Consider the following 15,059-nt stretch of genomic DNA (forward strand, 5'->3'; position numbering starts at 1 on the left):
CTGTCTCCTCCTTGGGCGACGGACGGACGGGCCGAAGAGGCGCACCCCCGGGCAGGAACCGGAACGGGACTCGCTCCCCCGCCGCAGCCGCTGCACGCCCCATCGACTCCAACGCCACGCGCGCGCCGAGGATGCGGTACGAGCGCCACCGGCGCCCGCGCCCCGGACGGTCCGTAACGCGCTCACGGCTCCCCGTCGCCCGGCACGACCCCGGCCAGCCGCAGCCCCCGGCTCTCCGCGACACGTACGACCTGCCGCAGCGACTCGCTCAGCCGGGCGGCGAGAAACCGGATCTGCGGCGCCGTCGACCGCTCGTCGGCCAGAAGGTCATCGGCGTGCCCGAGCAGATCCCCCGCCATGCCGAGCTGGACGCTCTCCATGTCGTCGGCCATCCGCGACATCAGCCCGCCCCCGTCACCCCCCGCCAGCAGATAACAGGGCTTGCCGCCCTCCCCCGTCCACGGCAGCAACCGCGCCATCGAGGGCTCGACGCCCGGCCGTTCGGCGGTGACGTGCTGTTCCATCTCGACCTGCTCTCTTTCTGTAGCGAACTCATCACAGAGTGGGGTCGGTCGTCGCTACGCTGCCAGAGGGGCGGGGATGACGGCACACAGGTCAAGACGGGGAGTTGGACCGCATGACGACGAAACGAAGCCCACGCACACCACGCGAGAAGTACGGCGAGGAGCTACGCCTCCGCCGCCTGGCCGCCGGGCTCACCCAGGAGGCCCTGAGCGAGATCATCGTCTGCTCACCGAAACTGATCAGCCACTACGAAGCGGGCCGCCGCCTGCCGTCCCCGGAGGACGCCCGCCGTATCGACCGGGCGTTGGGGACGGACGGGTTCTTCGAGCGGTGGCTGGAGAACCTGGACACCACTTTTGCCCATTACTTCGCCGCAGTGGCCGAGTTGGAGCGCGAGGCTACGGAGATCCGCCAGTACGGAGCATCCCTGATCCCGGGCTTGCTTCAGACAAAGGCATACTCCCGCGCGGTGTTCGAGGCGTACCGCCCGAACTACTGCTCCGAAGAGCTTGACGAACTGGTCGTCAGCCGCGCCGAGCGCAGTCAACTGCTCGACCAGATGACAACACCGGTTGCCTGGGTACTGCTCGATGAGGCCGCCCTCAGGCGACCCGTGGGCGGCCCAGCAGTAATGGTCGAGCAACTCCACAGAGTCGCAGACCTGGCCGACACCGGTCGCCTGCGTCTACACGTGCTGCCGTTCACCTCGGGAGCACACGCGCTTCTGGAAGGCATGCTTTACCTACTGTCCTTTGCCAACGCGGCGCCTGTGGCGTACATCGAGGGTCTTCACACGGGCCGCCTGATGGACGATCCGACGCTGGTTGCGGCCTGCCACACGTCCTACACTCTCGCCCTGAGCGATGCGGCACCGCAACGGGAGTCAGTAGCGCTCATCAGGGCCATCGCGGAGGAACACGAACATGCACAGCACCAAGCCGACCATCGCTGACAGCTCATCCCTGAGCGGCTGGCGCAAGTCCAGCTACAGCGGCGGAGCCAACGGCGAGTGCCTTGAAGTCTCTGATGGCCACGCCTCGATCCCCGTACGGGACAGCAAGAACCCCACCGGCCCCGCGATCCTCTTCCCGGCCCGCGGCTGGTCGGAGTTCGTCGCGGCGGTCAGGAACGGCAGCCTCACCGCCTGACGCGTACCGCACCCAACGAGCCGGCCCCGCACGGGACCGGCTCGCTGTGCGTGACAACGCCTCCGTCAAGGCCGGTAGATGCACTCCGCGATCGTCGAGTGCTTCTTCCAGCCGAGGGTCTCGTACAGTGCGCGGCCGGGGTCCGTCGCGCCGAGGACGCCCGTCCGCGCGCCCCGGGCCACGGCCTGGTCGGCGAGCGTGCGCATCACCAGGCCGCCCAGGCCGCGCCGCCGGTGGGCCTCGCTGGTCACCACCCGGTCCACCACCGCCGCCTCACCGACGAGCGCTGCCTGCCCCTGGGCCGCCGGCCGGCCTTCCGCGTCCCGCACATGTACGTGGACGACGTCGCCCACGCACTCGACGGCCACCGCGTACCCCTCGGGCGCACGCGGTGTCGTGACCGTCAGGTCGATGGCCATCAGGTGGCCGGTCTCCTCCCGGGCCACCACCCATCCCGGCGTGAGCCAGGGCTCGACCTCCTCGGGCTCGGCGGGCATCTTCATCCAGGTACGCGGAACCGTCACCGAGGCAGCCGCGCCACGGACCAACGACTCCTCGGCCACCGGAAGGACATGGCGCCCGACTTCGGCGGGGTTGTCGGCCACCTCGATGTAGTAGCCCCAGGGCTGCCGGACGGGCGGAGGCGTACGCCGGGACACGGCCCAGCCCGCCACCCATGTCCTGACCATTTCCTCAAGCATCGCGTCCTCCCGTCGTGGGGACCGCACCCACAGTCCACGTAATACCCAAAAGAAAATTCCAGGTGTTACGTACCGTACCGCCATCACGTAAGGCACCAAACTTGCAGGCAACTGTTACATGTAGGCCGGAAATCGCCACCTGGCGGCTGAGGGACACCGGCGGACAGAGCTGTCACCCGACCGCGACCGGGCGGTTTCCGAGTTCGTCGATGAGGCGGCGGTAGGTCTCGAAGGCCGGCTTGGGCGTGTAGTCGTCGCGCAGGAGACCGAAGTGGTGGAAAAGGCCATCGGCACCGGTGTCGGCGTCACGCAGGGAGAAGAACGTGTAACCGTCGATGTTGAGGTCCTCCGCGAGGGCGGCGACGGCCCGGACGACGGCGTCGAGGACTTCCGCCTGCCGGTGTTCGGGGCGTTCGGGTCCGGTGGGCCAGCCGTTCTCGCAGATGCGGATCGGCACGGTGTCCGGGATGGCGGCCTTCGGCAGGTCGGTCCGACGGAAGGCGGTGACGACGCCGGTGACCGCCGCCGCCAACTGGTCGGCGGCGATGGGGCGGAAGACGTCGGGGAAGAAGTCCAGTCCGACGTAGTCCAGTTCGGCCAGGAAGCGTTCGTCGGCCAGGGCGGCGAGGTCGGACCAGAAGGTGTCGGCCGGGTCGAAGGTCGGTACGGCGTTGAAGCCGACCGCGATCGTGTGCCCCAGCTCGCGGGCCTCCTCCTTCGCCGCGACGACTCCCTGGACCAGCGCGTTCAGGACGTTGGGGCTACTGCCGTCCAGGACGGGGAGGTTGGCGTTCGGCTCCTCGCAGATCTGGAGGGAGGCCAGGTGCGGCCCGTGGGCACGGACGGCTTCGCGGACGAATTCGAGCCAGCCGTCCAGCCGCCCCGACTGCTCCCGGAAGGGCAGCACCAGATCGAGCACGCGACCGCGCCCGAGGTACTGCTGCGGGTCGACGGGGGTGGGCGGTTCCTGCGGGGACGTGGCGGCGAAGGGCTGGTAGGCGCGGACCGACAGCGCGGGGCCCGCACCCTGCAACCGGTCGAGCGCGTCGGTGATGCGGTCCGGGCGGTCGGGCAGGGCCGGGTGGACGATTCCGTGGTCGTCACCCAGGAGACCGCCGGGGTAGATGCCGAAGGTCAGGGGCATGATGATCCCTCTCCAAAATTTTGGTGTCACACCAATTTTGTGGTGACGCTACCATTAACCCGTGGGACTCCGAGAGACGAAGAAGCAGCAGACCCGTACGGCGATCGCGGACGCGGCCCTGGGCCTGTTCCTGGAGCACGGGTTCGACCGGGTCACGGTCGCCGAGGTCGCCCGGCGAGCGGGGGTGTCCACCAACACCGCGTTCAACTACTTCCCGGCCAAGGAGGACCTGTTCTTCGACCGGCAGGCCGAGGCGGAGAACCATCTCGCCGCACTCGTACGCGACCGGGCGCCCGGCACCTGCCCGGTGGAGGCGGTCCGGGACGGACTGCTGACCGCCCTGCGGGAGAACGGGCCGATGTTCGGGCTCCATCCGGGCGCGGTCAGGTTCTTGCAGGTCATCCACGACAGTCCGGCGCTCCGTGCCCGTGAGCGAGAGATCGGTGAGAACGCCGAGGCGGCCCTCGCGGCGGCGCTGGCCGAGCATCCGCCGGCGTCCACTCCCGGCGGCGGCACCGACCCCCTGGCGTCCGCCCTCCTCGCGGGGGCCGTCGCCGGGACGTACCGGGCGGTCCTGCGCGAGATCCGACGTCGCGTCATGTCCGGCGAACCCGCCGCACGCGTAAGGGACGTGGTCGCTCCGGCGGCGGACCGGGCGTTCGACCGGCTGTGCCACGGACTGCACATGACGGATCCTGCGCACTGAGCCTCAGGGGATCCGATGCCGTCCTCGGGGCGGCGTTCCGCGCACTCGGGCAGCGGAGAGCCAGGAAGGCGGTCGTATTTCGTGCCGTGGCACGTAAGCGAGTAAGCGCGCGGCCGACCGGTGCAAGGTGCGGGAAGCCTCGCCGACACCCCTCGGCGTGCACCTGCCGCGTCCATGGGCCCTCCGGCCCGCTCACGCCCTGTGGGATGGCCTCCGGCCCGCCGCCGTCGACCGGCCCCTCACCCGGAACCGGCCGATGGACCACGTGACCAAGCCGACCAGTGCGGCCACTCCGGCCGCGTAGACCGGCAGCCACAGGGTCGTGGTGGCGGACAAGCAGTCGGCGACGGCCGCATGGCTCTGGACGTCCCGCGCCTGAGCCAGGGCGGCGGTGTCCCGGCCGGCCAGGCCCGCCAGCGCCGCCTCCGTTCGGAGACTTTCGTAGTCGCCCATCGCCGGACACCTGTCACGCGTGCCCGGCATCGGGAACAGCCAGGCCCAGCGCTGCATCATCGGTGCCAGCGCGATCGCCGCACACAACCCCACGACCAGCGCAAACGCCACCAGGTTACGCATGTACACGGACCGGAGGCCGGGCGTCCACGTCGGCAGCCGGTAGAAGGAGAAGACCACCGCGAGAAGCGTCACCCCGATGTACGTGGCGAACCACTGCCACGAACCCTGCGCGAGGGCGAAGGTCAGTACGGCGGCGAGCCCCATGCCGACGATCCCCGCCTGACCGGAAGCATCACGGCCCGCGCCGGTGGACGCCGCGCCACGGGCTCCTCGGGGGGTGGGATCGTCCACGGTGACTCCTGCCTGCCTGTCCGGTTCGCCCCCAGCATCCAGGCGCACGGCACCGTCGGGCCGCAGCCATGCCGGACCCGCCCACAAGCCTGGCCCGGTTGGCGGCCGCCGGATTGGGGCCCGATTGGACAGCGCGTAGGTTCCGCGGGCGAACATCCGGCCCGCCCACGCGGCGGGCCGTTGCCCATTTGCTCCGATGCACCAGAGACGACGTCACATTTCACGTCAACGGCGGGGAGCTTGGATCGGCCAGAATCGGCCGAGAGTCCGTCTTCACCGGAAAGCTCCGGCCACCGGAGAAGGGGAATGGTTCAAGTATGCCCAGAAACAGACCGTCTGACGTGCCCTCGGATCGCGTCACCGGCAGCTCACCACACAGGACTCTTTGATTGCATCGGCAACGAAGAGTTGATAAAGGTGAGGGCACATACGTTCGCAGGACACGGCGGGGGCAACGTGAGGGGGGGCAAGGGGCGCATGGGCTCACCGACGGCGAGCGCACAACCGGAGGAATCGCCCCCGGCACACAACGCGCAGGTGGATGCGACCGTGACACGCCCGCCCACGGACCGGACGGCGGACGGGCACCACGGCCCGGGCCACGGAGGAACCTCTCCCCGCAGGGCACGGAGAACCTCGACCGGCCGTTGAGGGCAACGCCGGAGAGGGGCGCCAGCACGGCCCGGCGCACGGTCACATGCGCGAACGCGCTGGTCGGGGACAGCGACCGACAAGGCGTCTCCTCGCACAAGAAGAAACGATTCCGCTGAGGCGTGGGGCGCGGCGACGCGGCATACCGGAAGAGTTCGACGGAAGGGGGGCTTCCCGTGGTGGGTTGGGACATCAAACCGCAGGGAGTGCAGGGCCAGTTGAAGGTCACCGGTACGCACGCCGGGGAGCTGGAGAAGGCGCTGACCGCACTGATGAAAGCCATGTCGGAGGCCGCGCAGGCGGCGGGTACGGCCGTACCGGGCCCGCAGGCCGCGACGCCTCTGCAGGGCCCGGTGGCACCCGGGCAGGCGCCGTTGTCGCAGAAGGCGATGGGGCCGGTGGCGGCGGCGCTGGGTGAGTACCTCGAAGCGCGGCGGAAGAGCCTGGAGTCGATGGCCGAACGTATCGAGGCGGCCATTCTGGGTGCGGTCGAGGCCACGAACGCGTACTGCGCGGGCGACCTGGAGACCGCCGAGCGCGCGCAGAACGCCGCGAAGTCCGTGCGCCTGGATCTCCTCAAGAACCCCGGGGGCCACAAGTGAGTGACAACGCCCCGGTCGACCCGCTCGGGATACCGGTCTTCACCGGCGACCTCGCCCTGCTCGACACGAAGGTCACCGAACTGTCGGGCAGCGGCGCCAAGATCGCGACGGCCACCGGTGACGTCCACACCAGCTTCGGCGGGCTGAGTGCCTTCTACAAGGCGCCCGAGGCGGAGCAGCTGTTCGCCACGACCAAGCCGGTCGCCGACACCGGACTCACCCTGAGCTCGGACCTGTGCGTCATCTCCGGCGCGTTGGGCACGTACTCGGACGACGCCTTCCCGCTGGTCGAGAAGCTCAAGCAGCTCAAGCGGGATGCCGTCGCCTTCCGCGTCAAGGTCGACGGTGACGACGAGTGGCGCGAGGACGGCGACCTGGTCGAGGAGAACAACCGACGGCACAACGAGATAGCCGAAACATGGGCCGCGTTCCAGGAGGTGGAGCGGGCCTGCCACGCCAAGATCGTCGCCCTGGTCGGGGGCAAGGCGCTCAAGACGAACGACGGCTCCGGCAAGGAGGGCATGTACGGCTACGACGCCGAAGCCCTCAAGAAGGCGGAGGGGCTGCCCTGGGGAGACCCGGTCGAGGAGTCGGTGCCGTGGTGGAAGGTGTGGCGCCACGCCTACGACTTCGGCAAGGGCTTCGTCGTCGACGGGGTCTGGGGAACGATCAAGGGGCTGGGCACCTTGGTCGGCGTCGACGGCTGGGACTCGATGAAGCAGGCGTGGACCGGTCTGGCGAAGCTCGCCACCGGAGTGGCCATCGCCGTCACGCCCGGTGCGAACACTCTCTTCTGGGCCCTTCCCGACGACAAACTCCCTTCCTGGATACGGGACTCGCGCACCGCGATGAAGGAGACGGGCAAGGCGCTGGTGGCCTGGGACCAGTGGGGCAGCAACCCGTCCCGCGCGGCCGGTGCGGTCACGTTCAACGTCCTGACCACCGTCTTCACCGGTGGCACCGGGGGTGCCGCGGCGGGTGCGGGCAAGGCCGGGATGGCGGCCAAGGCGCTGTCCTTCGCGGGCAAGGCCGGCCGGGTCGTCGACCCCATGACGTACATCTTCAAGGGCGCCGGTGCGGGGCTTTCGAAGATCAACGACGTCATGACCGGGCTGAAGGGGCTCGGCAAGTTCGAGGTCCCGAAGATCGACGTGGACGGCGCGTTCGCGCTCCCCGAGGGCGCCGTCCACCTCCCCGACGGGACCATCCACCTCCCGTCCGGATCGGCGGTCCCGGACGGGGCGATCAAGCTCCCCGACGGCAACATCAGTCTCCCCGAGGGCACCACCGCCCTTCCGCCGGGCACGGTGGAGCTGCCGGTGGACGGCCCGCCGCAGTTCCTCGACCCCAAGGGCAACATCTACGACGCGGACGGCGCGATCGTCCAGCACGCGAAGGACGCCCCGACAGGCAGGCCGGACGCCGGCGCCGACCTCCCGCGCACCGACGCCCCGAACATGGACTCACCGGCCACCGCCGCAGTCCCGGAACGCGAACTGGTGGGCGTCGGCGGCCGAGGCGGCGACGACGCGATCCGCCTGGGCAGCGACATCTCCGACCCTTTGCGCCTGCCTGAACACGGGCCGGATCACGCGCCCGGCGGCCATGCGGGCGATCACATGCCCAGCAACCGTCTCGACGACACCCCTGGTGGCGGCCGCACCGACGGCCCCTCGGGACACGGCGACACCGACGGCCCTTCCGGCGCGTCCGGCCACACGGACGGGCCCGGCGGTGGGCACCCCGAGCCGCCGTCCGTGAACAGCGGCGGCCATGTGCCGGACACGCCGGGGGCAGGCGGTCCGGGCGGCGCGGCGCACGGCGCGGACGACGCGGCCCAGCCGGCGCACCCGGACGGCCGCCAGATGACCGCCGAAGAGATCAAGGCCAAGCAGGACGAGTTCATCCGACGCGCGAACGACCCGGACAAGTCCTGGTTCGACCAGTACTACCGGATCGACGGCCATCGCCACAGCATCCACACCAAGATCGACGGCGTGGAGCTGCCCATCCTCGCGAAGGACAGCGACGGGTCCTGGATCTCCAAGAACGAGTTGCCCCCGGCCCCGGGAGCGGTCAAGTACGGCACCGACCCGCTGACCCGCGGCAGCACTCCGGTCGACCAGATCGACCATCTCGACGATGTCGCGAGGGACCGCAAGATCTCCGTGGAGCTGTCCAATGCCGAGCGCGCGCACAAGGCCGGTCCGACCGATCAGACTTTGGCGGAAGTGGAGCGTGCCAGGCAGCAGTTCATCGACCACTTCGACGACCAGACGTCCAACAACAGCAGCTACTCCGAGCGCCTGGGCGAAGACGCCGCACGGCTGCACGTGGTACCCGAGCGATTCGAGGGCGCGGTCGAGCAGCCCCTGCCGAAGACGCCCAACGGTGCCAACATGTTCGATCAGTTGTACCGTCGGCCGGACGGCAAGCTCATGATCGTCGAGGCGAAGGCACCGAAGTCGGGGCTGATCTGGCGCAGGGGCAAGGGCGCCGCTTCAGGGCTTATGGTCCAGCAGGGCACCAGACGCTACTTGGAGACCATAATTGCCGAAATGGACGCCCGCCCTAAACTATCGGTGACCGACAGCACAGGTAAGGTCTGGAAGAATTCCGATCTGGTGAAAGAGCTAGAAAAGGCCCTCACCGACGGAAACATAGAATATGTATTGGTGAAGGCCGGCGAAGGGAACGGCAGTTACGCCGGAGCCGTCCTCGAGTACTTCAAAATCTGAATCAGCAGGAGAGAAAAGTGGTTGCAAGCGTGCCTCGGCAAACCTACCCGGTCGCCGAGATGAATGAAGTCATCCCCACCATGGAGGAATCCCTGGACAATATGGTGCGATCCATCGAGACCTCGCACAGTGCCAGAAGCATGGTCCTGTCGAAGTCTCTGAACGTGGCCCGCATCCGTTGCATCGGGGATCCTGACGCAGTGATGCTGGAGACTTGGGAATCGTGGCTGCTGGCCATGCAGGTCTCCTCGGCGGTCTTCGCCGCCGCGGTCACCGACCAGCCGACGGTGACCTGCAAGATCCGCCAGGAGGAGCGGCAACTCGAAGCCACCGGGCCACAGTTCTACCTCAATGCGGGGACCTGGATCGATGCCTTCCTTCTGGCCTTGATCTGCCGGGAGCCTGCGCGCCTCGACATGCTGGCACGGGTACCCGAAACACTGCTGCGTGACTGCGGCGGCGTCATGGACGAGTACATCTATGCCTGGGTGGAGGCTCTGCGGAGCTTCTGGCTGCGACGCGACGACGTCGGCCAGCATCTGGTACGAGCCGTGGACCTAACCGCTCCCGAGCACGTTCGCATCATGGACACCGAAACCATGAGCAAGCTCAATTACCCGCCGATGATGATGTTCTACCGGTACCTGCGCAACGACACAGCCGGCTTCAACGAGGCCCTCAACGACGCGCTGCGCTGGCACAAGGAGTACTGGACCGCCGACGAAGACCGCACAGAGAACATCACAGGAGCCGTGGCCGTCGCCCCCCTGGCCATCGCCTGCCTGGCCAAGGCCAACGGCATCCCCATCGAGGTCGAATCCGGCTACCTCCCGACCGCCCTCCTCGACTTCTCCTGGCGCGGCGAATTCGACGCGTAGCCCACGAGGGATAGGGGATCACGAGCCCTCGTTTCCCTCATCCGGTTCCGAAAGGAGGGAGATCCTCCTTTCGGGTAAACCAGCGGAAAACAGGAGTAATTCATGAAGGTGATCACGGAGCGACATGCCACCTTTACGGTCGACCAACGGGTCACCGAGCGCCTGGCCGATGAATTCGAAGAACGCGTTCAGAACCTGAATTCCTCGCCTGCGATTTTCGGCATGGCGCTGAACGAGGCGCTCTTGCAGGTACAGTCCAATCAAGCTCTCAATCCGCGCGGGAACCGTTTCGCCACCTGGGATTCCACTGTCTGCGCCATGCAGGTTGGCTCGGCAGCCTTTGCCGCCGCCTCCATTACCGAGGGCTCGATCGAAGCACGCATCGCACACGAAATGCGCGTCATCGAGGCCACGGGCCCCCAGTTCTACGCGAACGGCGGGAACTGGCTGACCACGCTCTGGTTCGTCATCGTCTGCAGGGATCAGCCCCGCATGGACGCGATGTGCCGGATTCCGCTCGATCTCCTGCGAGCGTCCGGCGCCGAGGGCGACTCCTACGTCCACCACTGGGTGGACGCCCTGCAGACGTACTGGCACGAGCAGCCGGGGCTGCCGGAGAAACTCACGGCGGCCATTGAGCAGTCCCATCCGGCCATCGCCACCGTCACGCCACGTGATCTGCTCCAGTGCGTGCTGTATCCGCCGATCAACCTCTTCTACCAGTTCCTGCGCAAGGACCACGCCGGGTTCAACCAGGCGCTCGCGGAGGCTCTGGAACTTCACAAGGCGTACTGGAGCGCGCCGGAGCGCTCGGGCGACATCGCAGGATTCCTGGCACTCGGGCCGCTGGCCATGGCCTGCCTCGCGTACGACGCGGGCTTCCCCATCGAGGTCGAGTCCGACTACCTGCCCACCTGTCTCCTGGACCGTTCTTGGGTGGGCGAGTTCGACACGTAGACGCACACGGAACGGCAATTCGACAAGCGTATCCATGATGGAACCGACCGGGGAGAACAGTGGTTGCAAGCGTGTCCCGCCAGGACTATCCGGTGGCCGCGATGGAAAAGGTCGTACCGGTTCTGGAGGGGTCCCTGGCCGATTCGCTGCGGCACATCGAAACCTCCCACGACGCCAGGACCGGGGCGCTGTCGACGTCTCTGAACGTCGCGCGCATCCGTTGCATCGGGGATCCGGACGCCGGGAAGCTGGAGACCTGGGAGTCGTGGCTGCTGGCCATGCAGGTGTCCTCGGCGGTCTTCGCCGCCGCTCTGACCGATCAGGAGTCGGTGACCTGCAAGATCCGTCAGGCGGAGCAGCGACTCGAAGCCACGGGGCCGCAGTTCTACCTCAACGCGGGGACCTGGATCGAGGCGTTCTACCTGGCGCTGATCTGCCGCGAGACGGCACGGCTCGACATGCTGGCCCGGGTACCCGAATCACTTCTGCGTGACTGCGGCGGCGTCCCGGACGACTACGTCTACGCCTGGGTGGAAACCCTCCGGAGCTTCTGGCTGCGACGCGACGACGTCGGCCAGCACCTGGTACGAGCCGTGGACCTGAGCGCTCCCGAGCACGCCCGCATCATCGGTCCCGAGACCATGAGCAAGCTCAAGTACCCGCCGATGATGATGTTCTACCGGTACCTGCGCAACGACACGGCCGGTTTCAACGAGGCGCTGAACGACGCTCTGCGCTGGCACAAGGAGTACTGGACGGCCAACGAGGACCGCACCCAGGACATCACAGGAGCCGTGGCACTCGCGCCCCTGGCCATTGCCTGCCTGGCCAAAGCCAACGGCATCCCGATCGAGGTCCAGTCCGGCTACCTCCCCAGCGCCCTCCTCGACTTCGCCTGGCGCGGCGAATTCGACGCGTAACAGGGCGGGCGGGCACGGAAACGTCGCCGTCCGCGCCGAGCGGCACGGACGGCGACGACACGGACGGCGACTTCCCCGTCAGTGCTACCGCTTCAGGTGCCGGGCGAAGAACCGGGCTCCGGCGTCCACCTCGAACTGCGGGACACCGGTGTGACCGCCCATGTTGGCGTGCAGGGTCTTCTCCTCGGATCCGAAGGCGTCGAACAGGTCCAGGGAGGCCTGCCGGTCGTTCCCCTCGTCGTCCCACTGCAGCAGGACCTGCAGCGGAACGGTGACCCGGCGGGCCTCCTCGTACATGGCGGCGGGCACGAAGCTCCCGGCGAAGAGCCCGGCGGCCGCGATGCGCGGCTCGACCGCGGCCAGCCGGATGCCGAGGGAGATGACTCCCCCTTCGTACCCGACCGGGCCGTCGATGCCGGGCAGGGCGAGGAGGGCGTCGAGGGCGGCCCGCCATTCCGGTACGGCCTTCTCGACGAGCGGGAGGATGAGGGCGTCGACGGTCTCGTCGCCGACCGGCTCACCGGCCCGCACCGCCCGGCGCAGGTCGGCGCGGGCCTGTTCGAGGGCGTCCCAGCGGGGCCGGTCGCCGCTGCCGGGGAGTTCGAGGGTGGCCGAGGCGAAGCCGTACTCCGCCGCGTAGTGCCGGGCACGGCCGGCCAGCCGGGGGCGCACCCTGGGCAGCCCGAGGGGCGGGGGGCTGACGAGGATCAGCGGCACCGGTGCGGAAGGGGAGGCGGCCGCGGGCGTCCACAGGATGCCGGGGATCTCGCCGAGGGTGAATTCGCGTTCGAGGACGTGGCCGTCGGGACGCTGTTCGGAAGTGAAGTCCAGATGCACGGTCGTGCCTTTCGGGAGTGCTCGTGAACGGCGCTCCCGGACGTTCTTCTACCGTCCGACCATGACTCCGGAGGGGAGCACCCATGTCGATACTGCGTTCACGGGTACCACCTCCTTGTTCTCCTGCACGGCCTCCGGGACCGTAGCAGGGGGCCCGGCGGTCCGCCAACCGGTATCTTCCGTGCACAGGCAGAACGAAATGGGGCCCGGTCGTATGACCGGACCCCCCTCGTTTTCCCCCACCGTCAGGGCTTCCCAGATCCCCCCAGATCCCTCCCCGGAAGCACCCGACGCAACTTATGACCGGGGCGGGGGCGGAACGGTTGTACAGGACCGGGCTCCTTGACGATCTCTTTGCCTTCGGGGCAAGAGACCGGCCGGGGAACGGTGTCAGCAGGCGTGTTCCGCGTAGCGGGCGGCCACCTCCGCGAGGACTTCGGCGCCGTCGCGGGCCCAGAGGGCCTCGTTGAAGATCTCCACCTCGATCGGGCCGTCGAAGCCGGTTGCCTCGACCGCCGAGCGGAAGGCGCGGAAGTCCACCGAGCCGTCGCCGATCTGGCCCCGGCCGAGCAGGACGCCCGCCGGGAGCGGGGTGATCCAGTCGGCGAGCTGGAAGGAGTGGATGCGGCCGCCCGCGCCCGCCCGGGCGATCTGGGCGGGGGCCTGGTCGTCCCACCAGATGTGGTACGTGTCGACGACCACGCCGACCTGTTCGGCCGGGAAGCGTTCGGCGAGGTCGAGGGCCTGGCCGAGCGTGGAGACGACGCAGCGGTCCGAGGCGAACATCGGGTGCAGCGGTTCGATGGCGAGGCGTACGCCGCGCTCGGCCGCGTACGGGGCGAGTACGGCCAGGGCGTCCGCGACGCGTTCCCGGGCGCCGTGCAGGTCCTTGTCCCCGGCGGGGAGGCCGCCGGAGACCAGGACCAGGGTGTCGGTGGACAGGGCCGCCGCCTCGTCGATCGCGGCGCGGTTGTCGTCCAGGGCGCGGGCGCGCTCCGCCTCGTCGACGGCGGTGAAGAAGCCGCCCCGGCAGAGGCTGGTGACGGTGAGTCCGTGGTCGGCGAGGAGGGCGGCGGTGCGCTCGACGCCGTACTCCTGGACGGGGCCGCGCCACAGGCCGACCTTGTCGATGCCCGCCTCGGCGCAGCCCTCGGCCAGCTCGGGCAGCGACCACTGCTTGATGGTCTCCTGGTTGATGGAGAGACGGCCGTCGCTCATCGGGTACCTCCGTTGACCGTGAGAAGGGCGCGCATCCGGGACTCGGCCAGCTCCGGGTCGGGGAACAGGCCCAGCCGGTCGGCGAGTTCGTACGCCTTCGCCAGGTGCGGCAGCGAGCGGGCGGACTGGAGGCCGCCGACCATGGTGAAGTGGTCCTGGTGCCCGGCCAGCCAGGCGAGGAACACCACGCCCGTCTTGTAGAAGCGGGTGGGAGCCTGGAAGAGGTGGCGGGAGAGCTCGACCGTGGGGTCGAGGAGGTCCCGGAAGCCCTGGACGTCGCCGGTGTCCAGTACCCGGACGGCGTGGGCGGCCAGCGGGCCCAGCGGGTCGAAGATGCCGAGCAGGGCGTGGCTGAAGCCCTGGTCGTCGCCGGCGATCAGCTCGGGGTAGTTGAAGTCGTCGCCGGTGTAGCAGCGAACCCCGGCGGGGAGGCGGCGGCGTACGTCGATCTCGCGCTCGGCGTCCAGGAGGGAGATCTTGATGCCGTCGACCTTGTCCGGATGCTCGGCGATGACCTTCAGGAAGGTGTCGGTGGCGGCGTCGAGGTCGGTGGAGCCCCAGTAGCCGTCGAGCGCGGGGTCGAACATCGGGCCCAGCCAGTGCAGGACGACCGGTTCGGTGGCCTGGCGCAGCAGGTGGGCGTAGGTCTCCAGGTAGTCCTCGGGGCCGTTCGCGACGGCGGCGAGGGCGCGGGAGGCCATCAGGATGGCCTGGGCGCCGCTCTCCTCGACGAGTGCGAGCTGCTCCTCGTACGCGGCGCGCACCTCGGCGAGGGTGGCGGGTCCGGTGAGCTGGTCGGTGCCGACGCCGCAGGCGATGCGGCCGCCGACCGCCTTCGCCTCGGCGGCGGAGCGGCGGATCAGCTCGGCGGCCCCGGCCCAGTCGAGGCCCATGCCGCGCTGGGCGGTGTCCATCGCCTCGGCGACGCCGAGGCCGTGCGACCAGAGGTGGCGGCGGAAGGCGAGGGTGGCGTCCCAGTCGACGGCGGCCGGGGAGTCCGGGCTGACGTCGGCGTACGGGTCGGCGACGACGTGGGCGGCGGAGAAGACCGTGCGCGAGGCGAGCGGGCTGCCGCCGGGGGCCAGGTCGAGCGGGGTGGTGCGGGGCTCGTACGGGCCCTGCGGGAGGTGGATGGTCATACGCGGATCAGCTCCGGTGCGCGGTGCGGAAGGCGGGGGACGAGTCGTCCCGGGGCGGTTCCGGGCTTCGGGACGAGGGGCGGGCGGC

The 15,059-nt window shown here is 69.1% G+C and carries 15 protein-coding genes; 8 read left to right on the forward strand and 7 right to left on the reverse strand.

Features of this window, described 5'->3' with window-relative positions; genetic code table 11:
* Positions 1 to 182: 182 nt before the first annotated feature.
* Complete coding sequence (locus tag ACIQGQ_RS06230; RefSeq protein ID WP_383916048.1) at positions 183 to 524, reverse strand: hypothetical protein; 342 nt, start codon at positions 522 to 524, stop codon at positions 183 to 185.
* 113 nt (positions 525 to 637) lie between these two features.
* Between ACIQGQ_RS06230 and ACIQGQ_RS06235 the strand changes: the two genes are divergently transcribed.
* Both ACIQGQ_RS06235 and ACIQGQ_RS06240 read left to right on the forward strand, forming a co-directional pair.
* Positions 638 to 1,477, forward strand: a complete 840-nt coding sequence (locus ACIQGQ_RS06235; protein ID WP_402391307.1) for a Scr1 family TA system antitoxin-like transcriptional regulator — start codon at positions 638 to 640, stop codon at positions 1,475 to 1,477.
* On the forward strand, positions 1,449 to 1,673 hold the full coding sequence (locus tag ACIQGQ_RS06240) for a DUF397 domain-containing protein (RefSeq protein ID WP_402391310.1): 225 nt from the start codon (positions 1,449 to 1,451) through the stop codon (positions 1,671 to 1,673). Before ACIQGQ_RS06235 ends, ACIQGQ_RS06240 begins: the two co-directional genes overlap by 29 nt.
* 65 nt (positions 1,674 to 1,738) lie before the next feature.
* On the opposite strand, the gene ACIQGQ_RS06245 is transcribed toward ACIQGQ_RS06240, so the two are convergent.
* Entirely contained in the window at positions 1,739 to 2,374 is a 636-nt protein-coding gene (locus tag ACIQGQ_RS06245) for a GNAT family N-acetyltransferase (RefSeq protein WP_402391313.1), read from the reverse strand.
* Between the two features lie 172 nt (positions 2,375 to 2,546).
* Positions 2,547 to 3,518 (reverse strand): hypothetical protein, encoded by a 972-nt coding sequence (locus tag ACIQGQ_RS06250; RefSeq protein WP_402391315.1) that lies wholly within the window; start codon positions 3,516 to 3,518, stop codon positions 2,547 to 2,549.
* A gap of 61 nt (positions 3,519 to 3,579) precedes the next feature.
* On the opposite strand from ACIQGQ_RS06250, the gene ACIQGQ_RS06255 reads away from it, so the two are divergent.
* On the forward strand, positions 3,580 to 4,224 hold the full coding sequence (locus ACIQGQ_RS06255) for a TetR/AcrR family transcriptional regulator (RefSeq protein ID WP_402391318.1): 645 nt from the start codon (positions 3,580 to 3,582) through the stop codon (positions 4,222 to 4,224).
* 192 nt (positions 4,225 to 4,416) lie between these two features.
* Here the strand turns inward: ACIQGQ_RS06255 and ACIQGQ_RS06260 are convergent, their stop codons facing one another.
* Entirely contained in the window at positions 4,417 to 5,031 is a 615-nt protein-coding gene (locus ACIQGQ_RS06260; protein WP_402391320.1) for a hypothetical protein, read from the reverse strand.
* Between the two features lie 827 nt (positions 5,032 to 5,858).
* On the opposite strand from ACIQGQ_RS06260, the gene ACIQGQ_RS06265 reads away from it, so the two are divergent.
* From ACIQGQ_RS06265 to ACIQGQ_RS06285, 5 genes are all read left to right on the forward strand, one after another.
* The gene (locus ACIQGQ_RS06265; RefSeq protein WP_402391321.1) at positions 5,859 to 6,284 is read left to right on the forward strand and encodes a DUF6507 family protein; all 426 of its coding nucleotides are present in this window, start codon (positions 5,859 to 5,861) and stop codon (positions 6,282 to 6,284) included.
* Positions 6,281 to 9,022: a hypothetical protein gene (locus ACIQGQ_RS06270; RefSeq protein WP_402391324.1), complete on the forward strand. Its 2,742-nt coding sequence runs from the start codon at positions 6,281 to 6,283 to the stop codon at positions 9,020 to 9,022. Before ACIQGQ_RS06265 ends, ACIQGQ_RS06270 begins: the two co-directional genes overlap by 4 nt.
* A gap of 17 nt (positions 9,023 to 9,039) precedes the next feature.
* Positions 9,040 to 9,900, forward strand: a complete 861-nt coding sequence (locus tag ACIQGQ_RS06275) for an immunity 49 family protein (RefSeq protein WP_402391326.1) — start codon at positions 9,040 to 9,042, stop codon at positions 9,898 to 9,900.
* A gap of 102 nt (positions 9,901 to 10,002) precedes the next feature.
* Positions 10,003 to 10,857, forward strand: coding sequence for an immunity 49 family protein (locus ACIQGQ_RS06280; RefSeq protein ID WP_402391329.1), 855 nt, complete (start codon positions 10,003 to 10,005; stop codon positions 10,855 to 10,857).
* A gap of 71 nt (positions 10,858 to 10,928) precedes the next feature.
* Positions 10,929 to 11,777: an immunity 49 family protein gene (locus ACIQGQ_RS06285; RefSeq protein ID WP_402391332.1), complete on the forward strand. Its 849-nt coding sequence runs from the start codon at positions 10,929 to 10,931 to the stop codon at positions 11,775 to 11,777.
* An 84-nt stretch (positions 11,778 to 11,861) separates the two neighbouring features.
* Here the strand turns inward: ACIQGQ_RS06285 and ACIQGQ_RS06290 are convergent, their stop codons facing one another.
* The 3 genes from ACIQGQ_RS06290 to ACIQGQ_RS06300 form a co-directional block, all read right to left on the reverse strand.
* The gene (locus ACIQGQ_RS06290; RefSeq protein WP_402391989.1) at positions 11,862 to 12,608 is read right to left on the reverse strand and encodes an alpha/beta hydrolase; all 747 of its coding nucleotides are present in this window, start codon (positions 12,606 to 12,608) and stop codon (positions 11,862 to 11,864) included.
* Positions 12,609 to 13,004: 396 nt separating this feature from the next.
* On the reverse strand, positions 13,005 to 13,832 hold the full coding sequence (locus ACIQGQ_RS06295; protein WP_402391334.1) for a sugar phosphate isomerase/epimerase family protein: 828 nt from the start codon (positions 13,830 to 13,832) through the stop codon (positions 13,005 to 13,007).
* Complete coding sequence (locus ACIQGQ_RS06300; RefSeq protein WP_402391337.1) at positions 13,829 to 14,971, reverse strand: dihydrodipicolinate synthase family protein; 1,143 nt, start codon at positions 14,969 to 14,971, stop codon at positions 13,829 to 13,831. The genes ACIQGQ_RS06295 and ACIQGQ_RS06300 overlap by 4 nt, the downstream gene beginning before the upstream one ends.
* Between the last annotated feature and the right edge of the window lie 88 nt (positions 14,972 to 15,059).

Origin of the sequence: Streptomyces sp. NPDC092952, from assembly GCF_044754785.1 — a bacterium.
In the GTDB taxonomy this organism is placed as follows: Bacteria; Actinomycetota; Actinomycetes; order Streptomycetales; family Streptomycetaceae; genus Streptomyces.